The organism is Variovorax glucosi, from assembly GCF_051216695.1.
Taxonomy (GTDB): domain Bacteria; phylum Pseudomonadota; class Gammaproteobacteria; order Burkholderiales; family Burkholderiaceae_C; genus Variovorax.
Window position 1 is genome coordinate 1,651,070 of record NZ_JBPJZE010000001.1, and the last position, 13,693, is coordinate 1,664,762.

Below are 13,693 nucleotides of genomic sequence, written 5' to 3' on the forward strand. Positions count from 1 at the left end.
AGAATGAGGGAATGTCACTCTACCTGATCGGCGACGTGCAAGGCTGTGATGCAGCCCTGCAGAAACTGCTGGAACGCATCGACTTTTCCCCGAGCCGCGACAGCATGGTGCTGCTCGGCGACCTCGTGAACCGCGGCCCGGATTCGGCCGGCGTGCTGCGGCGCGTGCAGAAGCTCGGAGCCTCGGCGCGCAGCTTGCTGGGCAATCACGACCTGCATCTGCTCGGCGTCGCGCACGGTGCACGCAAGTCCGGCCGCAAGGACACGCTCGACGGCATCCTCGACGCGCCCGACCGCGAACCGATGCTCGAATGGCTACGCAACCAGCACATGGCGCTGCATCAGGTCGTCGGCGGACGCGATCTGCTGATGGTGCATGCCGGCGTGCTGCCGCAATGGAGCGTCGGCCAGGTGCTGGTGCTGGCGGCCGAAGTCGAGAGCGTGCTGCGCGGTCCGACTCTCGGCGAATTCGTCCGCGGCATGTACGGCAACGAGCCGGCGCGCTGGGACGATGCGCTGACCGGCGGCGCCCGTTTGCGCGCCATCGTCAACGGCCTCACGCGGCTCCGTTTCTGCACGGTCGACGGACTGATGGATTTCGACACGAAGGACAGCGCCGAAGCGCCGCCGCCCGGCTTCATGCCGTGGTTCGAGGTACCCGACCGCAAAGCCGCAGACGCCACCGTCGCTTTCGGACACTGGTCGACACTCGGCTGGATGGCGCGGTCCGACGTCATATCGACCGACACCGGCTGCGTCTGGGGCGGCTGTCTCAGCGCGGCGCGTGTCGGAGCGACACTGGATGACATCGAACACATCGAAGTGCAGTGCGAACAGGCGCAGAAGCCGGGCTGAAAGCCGGCAGTTCGTTCAATGGACGAATCCTCCCTTGACGAAGCGCACCGGTTCGGCATCCATGCGACGGATCAGTGCGCCGAGGCCGTCGGCTACAGCTGCCGTCTTCACCTCGCGCGGCGCGCTGTCGGTGCGGCACAGCAGGTCGTCGTCCGACCAGCCGGCCTGGCCCGGACGACTCAGCGCACGCAGCCAGCCTGAACGGTCGGCGATGAATTCGGTGCCGTCCAGCGACGTCGTACCTGCGATCAGCGAAAAGGCGATCCAGGCATCGCTGTCATCGAGCACACAGCCGTCCGTGGAAGCAGGAGGTCGATCCGGCGCACGACCCGAAGCACCCGGCTGCAGCCGGACCGTCACGAGTCGCGGGTCTTCGAGCAGGGCGGCGGTGCGCGAGTCGCCGCTCGCGACGATCCGTATCCGTTGTCCGCGCCAGCTCGACAGCGCGCGCGCCGGCTTGCCGTCGCATCGCACGGCGGCATCCGGCAAGGCTGCGGGCAGCGCCCACACCCCGCTTGCCTTCAGCGTTTCTCCAGCGGCCTGCGCCTTCATGAAGTCGATCAGCGCCCAGACCTCGCCGTCTTGCAGCCGGTCGCCGAAGGCAGGCATCGACACGGCGCCGCGCGGGTCTCGCATACCGTGCAGCACATGCCAAAGCAGATCGCCGTCGGCGCGGCGCCACAGCAGCGGTCCGGCAAGATTCGGCGGCCACACCGGTTGCAAAGCAGCGATCGGCCCTTTGCCGCGCCCGTCATCACCGTGACAGGCCACGCAGTGCTGCGCATACAGCACGCGGCCTTGGGCGATGGATTCGACGGAAAAGCCGCTCGGCGATCGATGAAAACTCGTAGGCGTGGCCTGAACCCATGCCACATGCGCTTCCGGCCAGGGCGCCACCACCACCAGCAGCGGCACGGTCGCCAGAAGCTGCCAACGGCGGCGACGCCAGAACATAGCGACCAGCACGACGACCGGGACTAGCGCCAGCAGCGCCAACGTCCAAGTCAGTCGCCGTGCCTGACCCAGGTCGATCAGCAGGTTCTCGCCGGACAGCTTGAGCGCCCACGGCCAGGCCGGCTGTCCATGGCTCGTATCGACGATGCCCAACCAGGCGAGCGAACGCAGCAGACCGAGCTGCGCGAATTCCAGGAGACCGATGAGCGCATTGAGCCCGTTCGCCTCCCACCAGGCACTCATCCTTCAACTCGCCGACGCGCCAGGCCCAAAGACACCAAGGATCCGGCTCCGCCGGTCCACCGGTGTCGCCCCCGGAAGGAGGTAGGCGCTGCCACACGAAGTGGGCAAGCCTGGGGGCGAACCAAAGTCACCATGTTGCGTCCAGCCCGAGATGCCGCAGCGCTTCGTGGCGCAATTCGGCCAGGCGCGGATGTCCGCGGTGGCGCGGATAAGGAAGATCGACGACCAGTTCCGCAGTGATGCGCGCCGGCCGGTCGCTCAGCACGATCACGCGGTTGGCCAGGAAAAGCGCTTCCTCGACGTCATGCGTCACAAGCAATGCCGAGAAGCCCGCGCGCTGCCAGAGGTTGACCAGCTCGCTCTGCATCGCGATGCGGGTCAAGGAATCCAGCTTGCCGAGCGGCTCGTCGAGCACCAGCAGTTGCGGATCGTTGACCAGCGCACGCGCCAGCGCCACACGCTGCGCCATGCCGCCCGAAAGCTGGTGCGGAAAGCTCTTCGCGAAGTCGGTGAGGCTGACGAGTGCAAGTGCATCGTCGACACGCGAGCGCTGCGTCTTCAGCAGCCCGCGTGCCTGCAACCCGAGCGCGACGTTGTCCCAGACGCTGCGCCACGGGTACAGCGTCGGGTCCTGGAACACGACGATGCGCGACGGGTCGGGCCGGACGATGGGCTCGCCGTCCTGCGCGATGCGGCCGACGGTGGCGGGTTCGAGGCCCGCGACCAGCCGAAGCAGCGTCGACTTGCCACAGCCGCTCGGGCCGAGCAAGGCGACGAACTCGCCGGGCGCTACCTGCAGGTCGATGCCGTCGAGCACCTGAAGCACGCCGCCCTGCTGCCTGAACCAGTGGCTGACGCCTTCGATGTCGATGCGGGCGCCGCGCTGAGCGACAGTGGTGCTCACCATTTCACGGTTCCCTTCTGCCACGACAATGCGCGGTCGCGCACCGTGAAGAGCAGCGTGATGAGCCCGGAGCACAGCACCGCCATCACCAGCAGAGCGGCATACATGTTCGCGTAGGCGGCCCAGCCCTGCGCCCACTGCAGATACCAGCCGAGTCCGGCCTTCACGCCCATCATCTCGGCCGTGACCAGCACCGAGAACGAGGCACCGAGCCCCATGAAAAGCCCGACGAAGACCTGCGGCAGCGCGGCAGGAACGGCGACGCGCAGTACGAGGAACCATTCCGACGCGCCCAGCGTGCGCGCCACGTCGTAGTAGCTCTTGTTGACCGAAGCCACGCCCGACCACGTCAATACCGCGACCGGAAAGAAAGTCGCGAGTCCGACCAGGAACACGGCTGCCGCGTAGCTCGAAGGCGCGAAGAAGAAAGCCAGCGGCAGCAACGCCGAAGCCGGCACCGGCCCGAGAAAGCGCAGCACCGGATGCACCCAATAACCCGCGATGCGCGACCAGCCGATCCACACGCCCGTACCGAAACCGACCAGCGCGCCGAGCACGAAGCCGTGCGCCAGCAGCCGCAGCGAATGCGCGGTCGACAGGCCGAGCCGAGCCCAGTCTTCATAAGCGACGTCGAGCAGGCTTTGCGGCGGCGCGAAGAACGGTGGCGGCAGCAGGCCGAGCTTGGCCGTCAGCACTTCCCACAGCGCGAGCAGCACCGGTCCCGCGATCAGCCATTGCCCGGCCGGACGCAGCGTGCGGCCGATGCGGCCTGCATTCGGCCCGAGCAGCGCAACCGCAAGCAACAAGGTGCCGACGACCAGCGTGGCGACGCCGAGTTCGGTCGTGAAGGTCCAGTCGCTGAAACCGACTTCCTTGTTCGGCCACCACAGTGTGAGCGCGCCCAGCGCCAGCCAGGTGATCGCTGCGACCACGCCGGTCCGCCAGATGCCGATGAAAACCACGTCCTGCAGCGATGCAGGTAACGCCGACGCGGCAGACGCGCGCGGTGCTGCCGGTACGGGTGCACGCGGAGTCGGAGCGGCAGCCGGTGCGCGCTCCAGCCGTCCGCCTAGAAGATCGGCGGTCGTCATGCCAGCACGTCCACGGCGACGTGATTGGCCAGCTTCGCGGGATCGGTCGATTGCTTGAGCACGCCGACCGACTTGAAGTCGCGCGCATAGAACTCGACCTCGTCGCGAAGGTTCTTGCCGACCGGATGGTGGGCGTGCGTGAGCGTGCCCAGCAGCGCCTGCAGATCTTCGACCGGCACCTTCGGCGAGTACCTGGCGAACAGCTTCGCCGATTCGTTCGGGTTCTCGGCGACGAAATCGGAGGCCTGTACGATCGATCGCACCAGCGCGGCCACGGTCGGCCGGTCCTTGCGCACCAGCTCGCCGCGCGCGCCGACGATGCAGCAGACCTTGTCCTTGTATTCGCCCGAGAGGTTGGAGGCGAGTTCGACATAGCGGCCCTTGTTGCGCTTCTCGATCAGGTAGAGCGTCGGGTCGCCGTCGGCGATCGCCTGGATCTCGCCTTTGTTGACGGCGATGTCCAGCAGGTCGGCCGGGTACTGGCGCCAGGTCACGTCCGTGTCGGCATCGATGCCGTTCTTCTTGAGCAGGATCGAGAAGAAGTTCTTGCCCGGGCTCGCGATGTCGGAGACGCCGATGGTCTTGCCCTTGAGCTTCTGGAGATCGGTGATGCCCGCTTCCTTCACGCCCACCAGCCGCACGCAGCCGCCGTGCGAGCTGCCGACGATCTTCACGTCGAAGCCGGCTTCCAGCGGCTTGAGCCAGCGGTGGATCATCCCCACCGCCGCATCGGCCTTGGCTGTCGCGAGCGACTCCAGCAGCTGGTCGGTCGAGCCGGTGTAGTTGATGAGGTCGACCTGAAGCCCGTTCTTTTCGAAGTAGCCGCGTTCCTGCGCGACCACGACGGGCGAGAGGCAGAACGCCGAGGCGTTCCAGGCGAAGGTCAGCTTGCGGGCCGATTGCGAGAACGCCTGCGAAGCGATGATCCCGCTCGATGCGACGATGGCGGCGGCGCCGCTCGTGCGCAGGACGGCACGGCGGGAAAGGAAAGTGGTCATCGATGGTTCCGGTGGTTTTCTGTCAGAGCAGCAGCTCGGGCTCGGCCTCGACAAGGCCTTCGTAAAGACTCTCGAACGAATACAGCGCGCCTTCGGGTCCGCCGATCTGGTCGTGCGTGTGGCGTGCGACGGCTTCGTCGATCGGATGCGGCGTGCCGGCGGCTTCGGCCAGCAATTGCGCGTGGCAGGCGTTGTCGAGCGCGATGTACCACCACGCAGCGGCCTCCACGCTCGGGCCGGCGGTCAGGATGCCGTGGTTCTTCAGGATCGCGCCCTTCCCGTCGCCCAGCGCCTTCGCGATGCGCAAACCCTCGCTGTCGTCGACGACCATGCCGGTGAAGTCGTCGAACAGGGCGACGTCGCCGTGGAAGACGCAGGCATCCTGCGTGAGCATGTCGAGCTTGCGGCCGAGCGTCGACCAGGCCTTGCCGTAGGTCGAATGCGTGTGCGCCGCGGCGACGATCTTCGGGTTGTGCTCGTGGATGGCCGCATGGATCGCGAAGGCCGCCTTGTTGAGCGGCCGGTCGCCGATCACGGTCTCGCCCTTCGCGTTGACCAGCAGCAAGTCCGACACCTTGATGCGCGCGAAATTGAGCCCCAGCGGATTGACCCAGAAATGGTCGGTCAACTCCGGGTCGCGCGCCGTGATGTGGCCGGCCAGCCCTTGCGCGAAGCCGAAGCGCGCGAACAGTCGGAAAGCGCCGGCGAGGCGCTCCTGCCGATGGCGGCGTTCGGCCTCGACGCTGAAGCGGCGTGCGGGCGGATCGAACCAGAATTTCTGCTTCGGATGCGGATTCAGCTGTAGCGCTGTCAGCGACGCCAACGATGCCAGCGATGGCGACGGTTGCGCTTCGCGGCGGTCGATGGAAAGAACGGCGCTCATGCTGCTTTCCTCTGCGCTGCGACCCGCTCCGCAACCAGCGCATGGGTGCGCGGGATCAGCTCGCGGCCGTAGTCGACGGCGTCTTCCAGCGGATCGAAACCGCGGATCAGGAACGTCGTCACGCCGAGGTCGTAGTAGTCGAGCAGCGCATCGGCGACCTGCTCCGGCGTACCGACCAGCGCCGTGCTGTTGGAACGCGCACCGGTCTCCTGCGCGATGGCGGTCCATAGCCGTTTGTCGACGCGCGGCCCCTTGTCGGCCGCAGCCAGCAGGCGCCGCGCGCCCTCGCTCTGCTGCGGCCCGCCGCGCCCGAAGCCCTGCACCACGCGCAGGCGCCGGGTCTCGGCCAGGATCGCGTCGGCGCGCTCCCATGCCTCGGCTTCGGTCTGCGCGACGATCGGCCGGAACGACACCGAGAAGCGCACGCTGCGCCCGTGTTTCGCCGCTTCGGCGCGCACGCGGCCGGTGAGCTCGCGCACCTGGTCGAGCGATTCGCCCCACAGCGCGTACACATCCGCATGCTTGCCGGCGACCGGGATCGCGGCCTCTGACGCACCGCCGAAATACACCGGAATGTGCGGCCGTCCGTTCTGCGTCTGCAGCGGCCTGACCTCGCTGAACGCCTTTTCGTAACGGTAGTGCGCGCCTTCGTGGTCGAAGGGCTTGTCGGCGGTCCAGACCTTTCGCAACACGTCGAGGTACTCGTCGGTGCGGGCATAGCGCTGGTCGTGATCGAGCCAGTCGCCGTCGCGCCGCTGCTCTTCGTCGGAACCGCCGGAGATGTAGTGCACGGCAAGACGTCCGCCGCTGAAGTGGTCGAGCGATGCGAACTGCCGCGCCGCGAGCGTCGGCGCGACGAAGCCCGGCCGGTGCGCCAGCATGAAGCCGATGCGCTCGGTCACCGAAGCGGCGTAGGCGACAGTGAGCGTCGCGTCAGGCCCGGTCGAATGGTGCGGCACGAGGATGCGGTCGAAACCGGCGTTCTCATGCGCCTGGGCGAAGGCACGCACATAGTCGCGGTCGATCGCCGGGCCTTCCGGCGCATGGATCTCCGACGCTTTCCGGCTCTGGATCATGCCGATGAACTCGATCGGGCTCGGTGCGGCTTGGCGGCTCTGGCTCATGGTGAGCTCCTGTGAAGGTAGGTTGGCGACCGTACCCGCCGCATCCGCAATTCCCAAGGCGGAAAAATGCGCGTCGATAGACGAAAAACCCGCTTCGCGATCGCGCTGCACCTCGCTACCGTCTGCCGCATGCCTTCCACCGCCCTGCTCCGCTCGCCGCTGCAATTTCCTGCACGCGAGACCTATTTCTCCGACGCGTTGCTCGCCGACCTCACCGCGCAGTTCGCAGCCACCGCCGCCGATCACGACCGCGATGGCGCCTTCCCACGCGACAACTTCGCCACCTTGCAGCGCCACGGCCTGATCGGACTGCTCGTGCCGACGGCCTCGGGCGGCAGCGGCGCCACGCTCGGAACGGCACGCCGCGTGATCGGCGCGGTCGCGCGTGGCGAACCGGCGACGGCGTTGATACTCACGATGACCTATCTGCAGCACCGCGCCATCGCGCGCGCGGACAGCCGGTGGCCCGGGAATCTGCGCGAGCGTGTGCTGCGCGACGGCGCGCAGCATGGCGCACTCGTGAATTCGCTGCGGGTCGAACCCGAACTCGGTTCGCCCGCGCGCGGCGGCTTGCCGGGCACGGTCGGGCGCCGTACGGCCGACGGCTGGCGCATCGACGGCCACAAGCTCTACACGACCGGCATAGAAGGGCTGAGCTGGCTGTCGGTCTGGGGCCGCACGGACGAGCCGGAGCCGAGGGTCGGCATCTTCCTGGTGCCTCGCAATGCACCCGGCCTGCGCGTGATCGCGAGCTGGGACCATCTGGGGATGCGGGCCTCGGGCAGTCACGAGGTTATCTTCGAAGACGTGAAGATCCCGCTGGAACACGGCGTGGATCTGCGCACGCCCGCCGAATGGGCTGCCGCGGCAGGCAACGCCACGGACGGCGCCGCCTATGCCGACCAGCAGGCCTGGATGGTGGTGCTGCTGGGCACGCTGTACGACGCCGTGGCCCGCGCCGCACAGGACTGGCTGCTGACGTTTCTGCATGCACGCGCGCCGGCCAGCCTCGGCGCTCCGCTGTCCAGCCTGCCGCGCGTGCAGGAGCAGGTCGGCGAGATCGCATCCCTGTTGCGAACCAACCAATTGCTACTCGATCACACCGCCGCAGAAATCGACGCAGGCCGCATACCTGCCGCGACGGACAGCGGCCTGCTCAAGCACACGGTCACGGCGAACGCGATCCGCGTCGTCGAACTGGCGCTGAAATTGAGCGGCAATCACGGCCTCAGCCGCAGCAACCCGCTCGAACGCCACTACCGGGACGTGCTGTGCGGGCGGATTCACACGCCGCAGGACGATGCCGTGCTGGTGGCCGCCGGCAAGGCCGCGCTGGGTGCACACTCTTTCCCATGACCTCGACCGCCCTTGACGCCATCCCTCCCCTGGGCGACTTCGTGGAAGCTTTCGGAAGCCTGCTCGACACGCAACCCGGCGAGCCGCGCATCCTCGACGAAGGCGCGGCCTTGCTGCGAACCCTCGTCGCACGCGACGACTGGCTGCCCGACGCCTTCGCTCAGCCCGACCCCGCGCGCTATCAGCAGTTTTTGCTGCATGTCGATCCCGATGCCCGCTTCTCCGTCGTGAGCTTCGTCTGGGGTCCGGGACAGGCCACGCCGGTCCACGACCACACGGTCTGGGGCCTGATCGGCATGCTGCGCGGTTCCGAGTTCAGCCAGCCCTGGCGAATCGACGACGACGGGCGCACGGTGCCCGACGGCGACGCATTGCAGCTCGAACCGGGTCAGGTCGAGGCGGTGTCTCCGCGCATCGGCGACGTGCATCGGGTGCACAACGCCTACGACGACCGCGTGTCGATCAGCATCCACGTCTACGGCGCCGACATAGGCACCGTGCGGCGCCACACCTACCCTGCCGAAGGCGGGCGCAAGTCCTTTGTCTCCGGCTACACAGCACCACGCCAATGACCGCCACCATCGACTTCACCGAAGTTCGCCGGCATTTGCTCGAACGCACCGAAATCGCGCTGCTCGACGTGCGCGAGGAAGACCCGTTCGCGCAGGAACATCCGCTCTGGGCGGCCAACCTGCCGCTGTCGCGCATCGAGCTCGACGCCTGGCGCCGCATTCCGCGCCGCGACACGCTGATCGTCGTGTACGGCGAGCATGCCGGCATCGATCTCGCACCGCTGGCGGCGGAGCGCCTGATCGCACTGGGCTACACGCGGGTGCGAACGCTCGAAGGTGGTCTCGAAGGCTGGCGCACTGCGGGCGGCGAACTGTTTCGCGACGTCAACGTGCCGAGCAAATCCTTCGGCGAACTGGTGGAGCATGAGCGCCACACGCCTTCGCTGTCCGCACAGGAAGTGAAGGCGCTCATCGATACACGCGCCGACGTGGTGGTGCTGGACGCACGCCGCTTCGACGAATACCGGACCATGAGCATTCCCGGCGCGACCAGCGTGCCCGGTGCCGAGCTGGTGCTGCGCGCCCGCGCGCTCGCGCCCGATCCGACGACGCAGGTCATCGTGAACTGCGCCGGCCGCACGCGCAGCATCATCGGCACACAGTCGCTGGTGAACGCCGGGCTGCCCAACCCGGTGGCGGCGCTGCGCAACGGCACCATCGGCTGGAAGCTCGCAGGACAGCAACTCGACCACGGCGCGGCGCGCAGGGCGATTTCGCCGGACGACGCACAGCTCGCCGCTGCGCAGACCGATGCCCGGCGCGTCGCCGAGAAGGCCGGCGTGCGCTGGATTGCGCTAGACGAGCTCCCCACGCTCCAGGTGCCCGGACGCACCGTCTACCGGTTCGACGTCCGCGCGCCGGAAGAATACGAAGCCGGCCACATCGAAGGGTTCGCGAGCGCGCCGGGCGGCCAGCTGGTCCAGGAAACCGATCATCAGGTGCCGGTGCGCGGCGCACGCATCGTGCTGGTCGACGACGACGGGGTGCGTGCCGCCATGAGCGCCTCCTGGCTCGCGCAAATGGGCTGGGATGTGCATGTCGTCGAGACGCCGCCGCGTTCGGCGTTCAACGTGTTGGGAGTGACGCCGGCCGTGCATGCAGCTGCGCCCGATGTTGCGGAAGTCACGCCGGCCGAGTTGTCCGCATGGCTTGGCGAATCGCCGACGCAGGTGGCCGTGCTGGACGTGACCACGAGCGCCAACCATGTGAAGCAGCACATTCCCGGCGCATGGTTTGCGATTCGTGCGCAATTGCAGCAGGCGCTCGAGCAGATTCCTGCGGTGCCGCGCTACGTGCTGACTTGCGGCAGCAGCCTGCTTGCGCGATTCGCGGCCAGCGACCTGCGTGCGCTGCTGGATGCACGCGGCAGCGACGCCGAAATTTTTGTGCTGGCCGGTGGAAATGCCGCCTGGGTCGCGGCCGGCCTTCCGTCGGAATCAGGCGAGCAGCATTTGGCCGTACCGCGTACCGATCGGTACCGGCGCCCCTATGAAGGCACCGATGCATCGGCAGAGGCCATGCAGGCCTACCTGGATTGGGAATTCGGTCTGGTCGCGCAACTCGACCGCGACGGCACCCATCATTTCAGGGTGATCTGAAGGAGAGAACGGCGATCGGCATTGTTTCGCAAGCGGAAACACCATGTCTTCCGTTCGTCCGCTCCGAAGCGTTGCAACAGGACTATCTTGGGGACATGCAGGCAGACAGCCCGCGAAACCCTCAAGGAGTCTTTCATGTCCACATCACTTCACTCGGAAAAGAACCTCATGCTGTTCTCTCGGCACGCGATGACGCGGGTCCATGTGCTCGCGATGCATCGGGTGCCGGTCGCACTGACGCTGTCGGCGATCGTGCTGTCGGTGCTGGGCGTTCGCGCCTGAGCGATCCGGGCTCGACAGCGCCAAGCCGAGGTCAGCTCGGCTCGGACGCCTTGAACAGCGCTGCGACCTTGCGCTTCGACTTGATATTGCTCGATATGCCGCGGGCCGGCGCCGCCTTGGCAGACGCTTCCCAGGCCGGTTCCGCTTCGCGCTCCGGCGTCTCGTAGGGCTTCTCGAAAAACGGATCGCGCGAGGCCGCCGTGCGCTGGGGCCGCACATTGCTGCGCGGTGCCGAATTACCGAAGGTGGACACCCGCTGCTCGCGAGGATCGCGTTGCGCGCGTCCCCCAAAAGGTGCCGCGACCGCGTCGAGCACTTCCCGCGCATCGCCCGGTTCCGACTCGCCCTCTTCCCGCCAATGGCGGCGACCGTCATTGATGCGACCGCGCGGGCGATCTTCCTCGAACTCGATCGCTTCGAGTTCGATAGGCTTCTTGATCAGCTTCTCGATCTCGGCGACCAGGCGCGCATCGTTGCCGCCGCTTGCGAAGCTCACCGCCAGACCCGACGCTCCAGCGCGACCGGTGCGGCCGATGCGGTGCACGTAGTCTTCGGCGTTGAACGGAATATCAAAGTTGAATACGGCCGGCACGTCCTTGATGTCGAGCCCGCGAGCCGCGACATCGGTACAGACCAGCAAATCGACTTCGCCGGCCTTGAACGCGGCAAGCGCCTTCAGCCGCTCGTCCTGGCTCTTGTCCCCGTGCAGCGCGGTGGTCTTGAGACCCTCGCGCTCGAGCGAGCGTGCGAGACGGGCGCAGCCGAGCTTACTGTTGACGAAGACGAAGGCCTGCGTGATTCCGCGCTGGACGATGATCTGCTTCAGCGCACGGCGCTTGTCGTCGTCGCCGATGCTGTAGAAATGCTGCTCGACGGTCGATGCGGTCTCGTTGGGCCGTGCGACTTCGATCGTGACCGGATCCTGCAGATAGCTGCCGGCCAGACGCTTGATCTCCGAAGAGAATGTCGCCGAGAAAAGCAACGTGGTGCGCTGCTTCGGCAGGTAGCTCAGGATTCGCTGCAGGTCGGGCAGGAAGCCGATGTCCAGCATCCGGTCGGCCTCGTCGAGCACGACGTATTCGACCTGGTTGAGAACCGCGTTCTTGGCTTCGATGTGATCGAGCAGACGCCCCGGCGTGGCGACCAGCACTTCGACGCCCTTCTTGAGCTCCAGCGTCTGCGGCTTCATGTCCATGCCGCCGAATACGACGGCGCTTCTCAACTGCGTGTACTTGGCGTACAGCTTGATCTGCTGCGCGACCTGATCGGCAAGTTCACGCGTCGGAAGCAGAACCAGCGCGCGCACGGGGTGCCGTGCGGGAGAGGTCGAACCGTTCTCGTGCTTGAGCATCCGCTGCAGCAGCGGCAGCGAGAACGCAGCCGTCTTGCCGGTGCCGGTTTGCGCAGCGCCCATGACGTCCTGACCGGACAGAACCACCGGAATGGCCTGTTCCTGGATCGGCGTCATGTGCTCGTAGCCCATTTCGGCTACGGCGCGAGCCAGCGGTTCTGCCAGCGAAAGATTGGAAAAAGAGCTTGTCATTAAGCCCGCTATTGTCGCACCGACGCAAAAAACGCCAATGACAGTGCGGAGACTTGCCCCCGGTACCCCTTAAAGATTGCGCGTGTTGAAGGTATCGCAGCTCTGAATGCTGCCATCCTTGTAACCGGCGCCAAACCACCGCTGACGCTGCGCGCTGCTGCCGTGCGTGAAGCTGTCGGGCACGACCGCCCGCCCTGCCGAACGCTGCAATGCATCGTCGCCGATCTTCTGCGCGGCATTCATCGCCGCCTCGATGTCGCCTGCGTCCAGCCACTGCTTCGATTGCTGCGACTTGTTCGCCCAGACGCCGGCAAAGCAGTCGGCCTGCAACTCGACCCGCACGCTCATCGCGTTGTTCTGGCTCTGGCTCAGCCGACCGCGCATGCCGTCGACCTTGGCTGTGATGCCGAGTTCGTCCTGGACATGGTGACCGACTTCATGCGCGATGACGTAAGCCTGTGCGAATTCGCCGGGCGCACCGAGCTGGCTCTTGAGCGTGTCGAAAAAACCGAGGTCGATATAGACCTTCTTGTCGCCCGGGCAGTAGAACGGGCCCATTGCCGATTCGCCAGTGCCGCAGGCCGTCGGCGTAGCGCCGCGAAAAAGCACCAGTCGGGGTGCGTTGTAGGTGCCTCCGTTCTGGCGGAATACGTCGGACCAGACGACTTCGGTGTTCTTGAGCACCGTCGATACAAAAGCCGCCTCGCGGTCGCTGGCCGGCGGCTTCTGGGCGGGACCTTGCTGCTGGGTCTGCGGTGCGGCGCCGTTGCCGCTCAGCAAACCGAGGACAGTCAACGGATTGATGCCGAAAACCCAGCCTGCGATAACGGCGACCGCGACCGTTCCGATGCCGACGCTTCGACCGCCGATCGGGAATCCACCGCCGCCGCCACCGCTTCCACGGCGGTCCTCGACGTTATCCGACTGTTCGTTGCCTTCCCATTTCATCGCTCGCTCCTTGCTGTGGCTGCCGGGCGATCGTACGCGGTCGGCATGGTGTGGTCACTCCGCAAAAGCGTAATCGACATTGACGACATCGACGGAAACTGACTGTCGCGGGAATGCAGCGGGTGCGGCAGGCACTGCCAGCGTACGACGCGCAGTCAGCAGACTGCGTTCGGCTGCATCGCGCTCTTCCGCCCTCTTGACCTGCGAATGCGCGACGAATGCCATTGCCGCCAGTTGCGCTAGCAACACGGCCGCCAGCAAGGCGAAGAGCAGCACCCGCAAGGGTGAGTGTTCGCGTACCGGCAAGGTCGAATTCATTCAAGGCTCCAGTCAAGCGCACTCT

Annotated in this window: 14 protein-coding genes; 5 read left to right on the forward strand and 9 right to left on the reverse strand. The window is 66.6% G+C overall.

All coding sequences use genetic code 11. The features are described from left to right. Nucleotides 1-11 precede the first annotated feature (11 nt). Nucleotides 12-854: a symmetrical bis(5'-nucleosyl)-tetraphosphatase gene (locus tag ACSFA3_RS07785; protein ID WP_435504788.1), complete on the forward strand. Its 843-nt coding sequence runs from the start codon at nucleotides 12-14 to the stop codon at nucleotides 852-854. Between the two features lie 15 nt (nucleotides 855-869). On the opposite strand, the gene ACSFA3_RS07790 is transcribed toward ACSFA3_RS07785, so the two are convergent. From ACSFA3_RS07790 to ACSFA3_RS07815, 6 genes are all read right to left on the reverse strand, one after another. Further along, the gene (locus ACSFA3_RS07790) at nucleotides 870-2,051 is read right to left on the reverse strand and encodes a c-type cytochrome (RefSeq protein ID WP_435504789.1); all 1,182 of its coding nucleotides are present in this window, start codon (nucleotides 2,049-2,051) and stop codon (nucleotides 870-872) included. 127 nt (nucleotides 2,052-2,178) lie between these two features. Then, on the reverse strand, nucleotides 2,179-2,958 hold the full coding sequence (locus tag ACSFA3_RS07795; protein ID WP_435504790.1) for an ABC transporter ATP-binding protein: 780 nt from the start codon (nucleotides 2,956-2,958) through the stop codon (nucleotides 2,179-2,181). Then, entirely contained in the window at nucleotides 2,952-4,046 is a 1,095-nt protein-coding gene (locus ACSFA3_RS07800) for an ABC transporter permease (RefSeq protein ID WP_435504791.1), read from the reverse strand. Before ACSFA3_RS07800 ends, ACSFA3_RS07795 begins: the two co-directional genes overlap by 7 nt. After that, entirely contained in the window at nucleotides 4,043-5,044 is a 1,002-nt protein-coding gene (locus tag ACSFA3_RS07805) for an ABC transporter substrate-binding protein (RefSeq protein ID WP_435504792.1), read from the reverse strand. Before ACSFA3_RS07805 ends, ACSFA3_RS07800 begins: the two co-directional genes overlap by 4 nt. A 22-nt stretch (nucleotides 5,045-5,066) precedes the next feature. Continuing rightward, nucleotides 5,067-5,927 (reverse strand): class II aldolase/adducin family protein, encoded by an 861-nt coding sequence (locus ACSFA3_RS07810; RefSeq protein WP_435504793.1) that lies wholly within the window; start codon nucleotides 5,925-5,927, stop codon nucleotides 5,067-5,069. After that, nucleotides 5,924-7,051, reverse strand: coding sequence for an LLM class flavin-dependent oxidoreductase (locus ACSFA3_RS07815; RefSeq protein WP_435504794.1), 1,128 nt, complete (start codon nucleotides 7,049-7,051; stop codon nucleotides 5,924-5,926). The genes ACSFA3_RS07810 and ACSFA3_RS07815 overlap by 4 nt, the downstream gene beginning before the upstream one ends. Nucleotides 7,052-7,180: 129 nt before the next feature. On the opposite strand from ACSFA3_RS07815, the gene ACSFA3_RS07820 reads away from it, so the two are divergent. The 4 genes from ACSFA3_RS07820 (at nucleotide 7,181) to ACSFA3_RS07835 (ending at nucleotide 10,859) form a co-directional block, all read left to right on the forward strand. Continuing rightward, nucleotides 7,181-8,407 (forward strand): acyl-CoA dehydrogenase family protein, encoded by a 1,227-nt coding sequence (locus tag ACSFA3_RS07820; protein ID WP_435504993.1) that lies wholly within the window; start codon nucleotides 7,181-7,183, stop codon nucleotides 8,405-8,407. After that, nucleotides 8,404-8,979 carry a cysteine dioxygenase family protein gene (locus ACSFA3_RS07825; protein WP_435504795.1) on the forward strand — a complete coding sequence of 192 codons (576 nt, stop codon included), beginning with the start codon at nucleotides 8,404-8,406 and terminating at the stop codon, nucleotides 8,977-8,979. Before ACSFA3_RS07820 ends, ACSFA3_RS07825 begins: the two co-directional genes overlap by 4 nt. Continuing rightward, nucleotides 8,976-10,577, forward strand: a complete 1,602-nt coding sequence (locus ACSFA3_RS07830) for a rhodanese-related sulfurtransferase (RefSeq protein WP_435504796.1) — start codon at nucleotides 8,976-8,978, stop codon at nucleotides 10,575-10,577. Before ACSFA3_RS07825 ends, ACSFA3_RS07830 begins: the two co-directional genes overlap by 4 nt. Before the next feature lie 135 nt (nucleotides 10,578-10,712). Beyond that, nucleotides 10,713-10,859, forward strand: coding sequence for a hypothetical protein (locus tag ACSFA3_RS07835; protein WP_435504797.1), 147 nt, complete (start codon nucleotides 10,713-10,715; stop codon nucleotides 10,857-10,859). Nucleotides 10,860-10,890: 31 nt separating this feature from the next. On the opposite strand, the gene ACSFA3_RS07840 is transcribed toward ACSFA3_RS07835, so the two are convergent. From ACSFA3_RS07840 to ACSFA3_RS07850, 3 genes are all read right to left on the reverse strand, one after another. Further along, entirely contained in the window at nucleotides 10,891-12,402 is a 1,512-nt protein-coding gene (locus tag ACSFA3_RS07840; protein WP_435504798.1) for a DEAD/DEAH box helicase, read from the reverse strand. 69 nt (nucleotides 12,403-12,471) lie between these two features. Further along, the gene (gene ypfJ, locus ACSFA3_RS07845) at nucleotides 12,472-13,350 is read right to left on the reverse strand and encodes a KPN_02809 family neutral zinc metallopeptidase (RefSeq protein ID WP_435504799.1); all 879 of its coding nucleotides are present in this window, start codon (nucleotides 13,348-13,350) and stop codon (nucleotides 12,472-12,474) included. 54 nt (nucleotides 13,351-13,404) lie between these two features. Beyond that, nucleotides 13,405-13,668, reverse strand: coding sequence for a hypothetical protein (locus tag ACSFA3_RS07850; RefSeq protein WP_435504800.1), 264 nt, complete (start codon nucleotides 13,666-13,668; stop codon nucleotides 13,405-13,407). Between the last annotated feature and the right edge of the window lie 25 nt (nucleotides 13,669-13,693).

Bases quoted from the DNA above. Each gene is read 5' to 3' on its own strand.
- ACSFA3_RS07785 (WP_435504788.1), top strand. From the start codon at position 12: ATGTCACTCTACCTGATCGGCGACGTGCAAGGCTGTGATGCAGCCCTG.
- ACSFA3_RS07790 (WP_435504789.1), bottom strand. From the start codon at position 2,051: ATGAGTGCCTGGTGGGAGGCGAACGGGCTCAATGCGCTCATCGGTCTC.
- ACSFA3_RS07795 (WP_435504790.1), bottom strand. From the start codon at position 2,958: ATGGTGAGCACCACTGTCGCTCAGCGCGGCGCCCGCATCGACATCGAA.
- ACSFA3_RS07800 (WP_435504791.1), bottom strand. From the start codon at position 4,046: ATGACGACCGCCGATCTTCTAGGCGGACGGCTGGAGCGCGCACCGGCT.
- ACSFA3_RS07805 (WP_435504792.1), bottom strand. From the start codon at position 5,044: ATGACCACTTTCCTTTCCCGCCGTGCCGTCCTGCGCACGAGCGGCGCC.
- ACSFA3_RS07810 (WP_435504793.1), bottom strand. From the start codon at position 5,927: ATGAGCGCCGTTCTTTCCATCGACCGCCGCGAAGCGCAACCGTCGCCA.
- ACSFA3_RS07815 (WP_435504794.1), bottom strand. From the start codon at position 7,051: ATGAGCCAGAGCCGCCAAGCCGCACCGAGCCCGATCGAGTTCATCGGC.
- ACSFA3_RS07820 (WP_435504993.1), top strand. From the start codon at position 7,181: ATGCCTTCCACCGCCCTGCTCCGCTCGCCGCTGCAATTTCCTGCACGC.
- ACSFA3_RS07825 (WP_435504795.1), top strand. From the start codon at position 8,404: ATGACCTCGACCGCCCTTGACGCCATCCCTCCCCTGGGCGACTTCGTG.
- ACSFA3_RS07830 (WP_435504796.1), top strand. From the start codon at position 8,976: ATGACCGCCACCATCGACTTCACCGAAGTTCGCCGGCATTTGCTCGAA.
- ACSFA3_RS07835 (WP_435504797.1), top strand. From the start codon at position 10,713: ATGTCCACATCACTTCACTCGGAAAAGAACCTCATGCTGTTCTCTCGG.
- ACSFA3_RS07840 (WP_435504798.1), bottom strand. From the start codon at position 12,402: ATGACAAGCTCTTTTTCCAATCTTTCGCTGGCAGAACCGCTGGCTCGC.
- ypfJ (WP_435504799.1), bottom strand. From the start codon at position 13,350: ATGAAATGGGAAGGCAACGAACAGTCGGATAACGTCGAGGACCGCCGT.
- ACSFA3_RS07850 (WP_435504800.1), bottom strand. From the start codon at position 13,668: ATGAATTCGACCTTGCCGGTACGCGAACACTCACCCTTGCGGGTGCTG.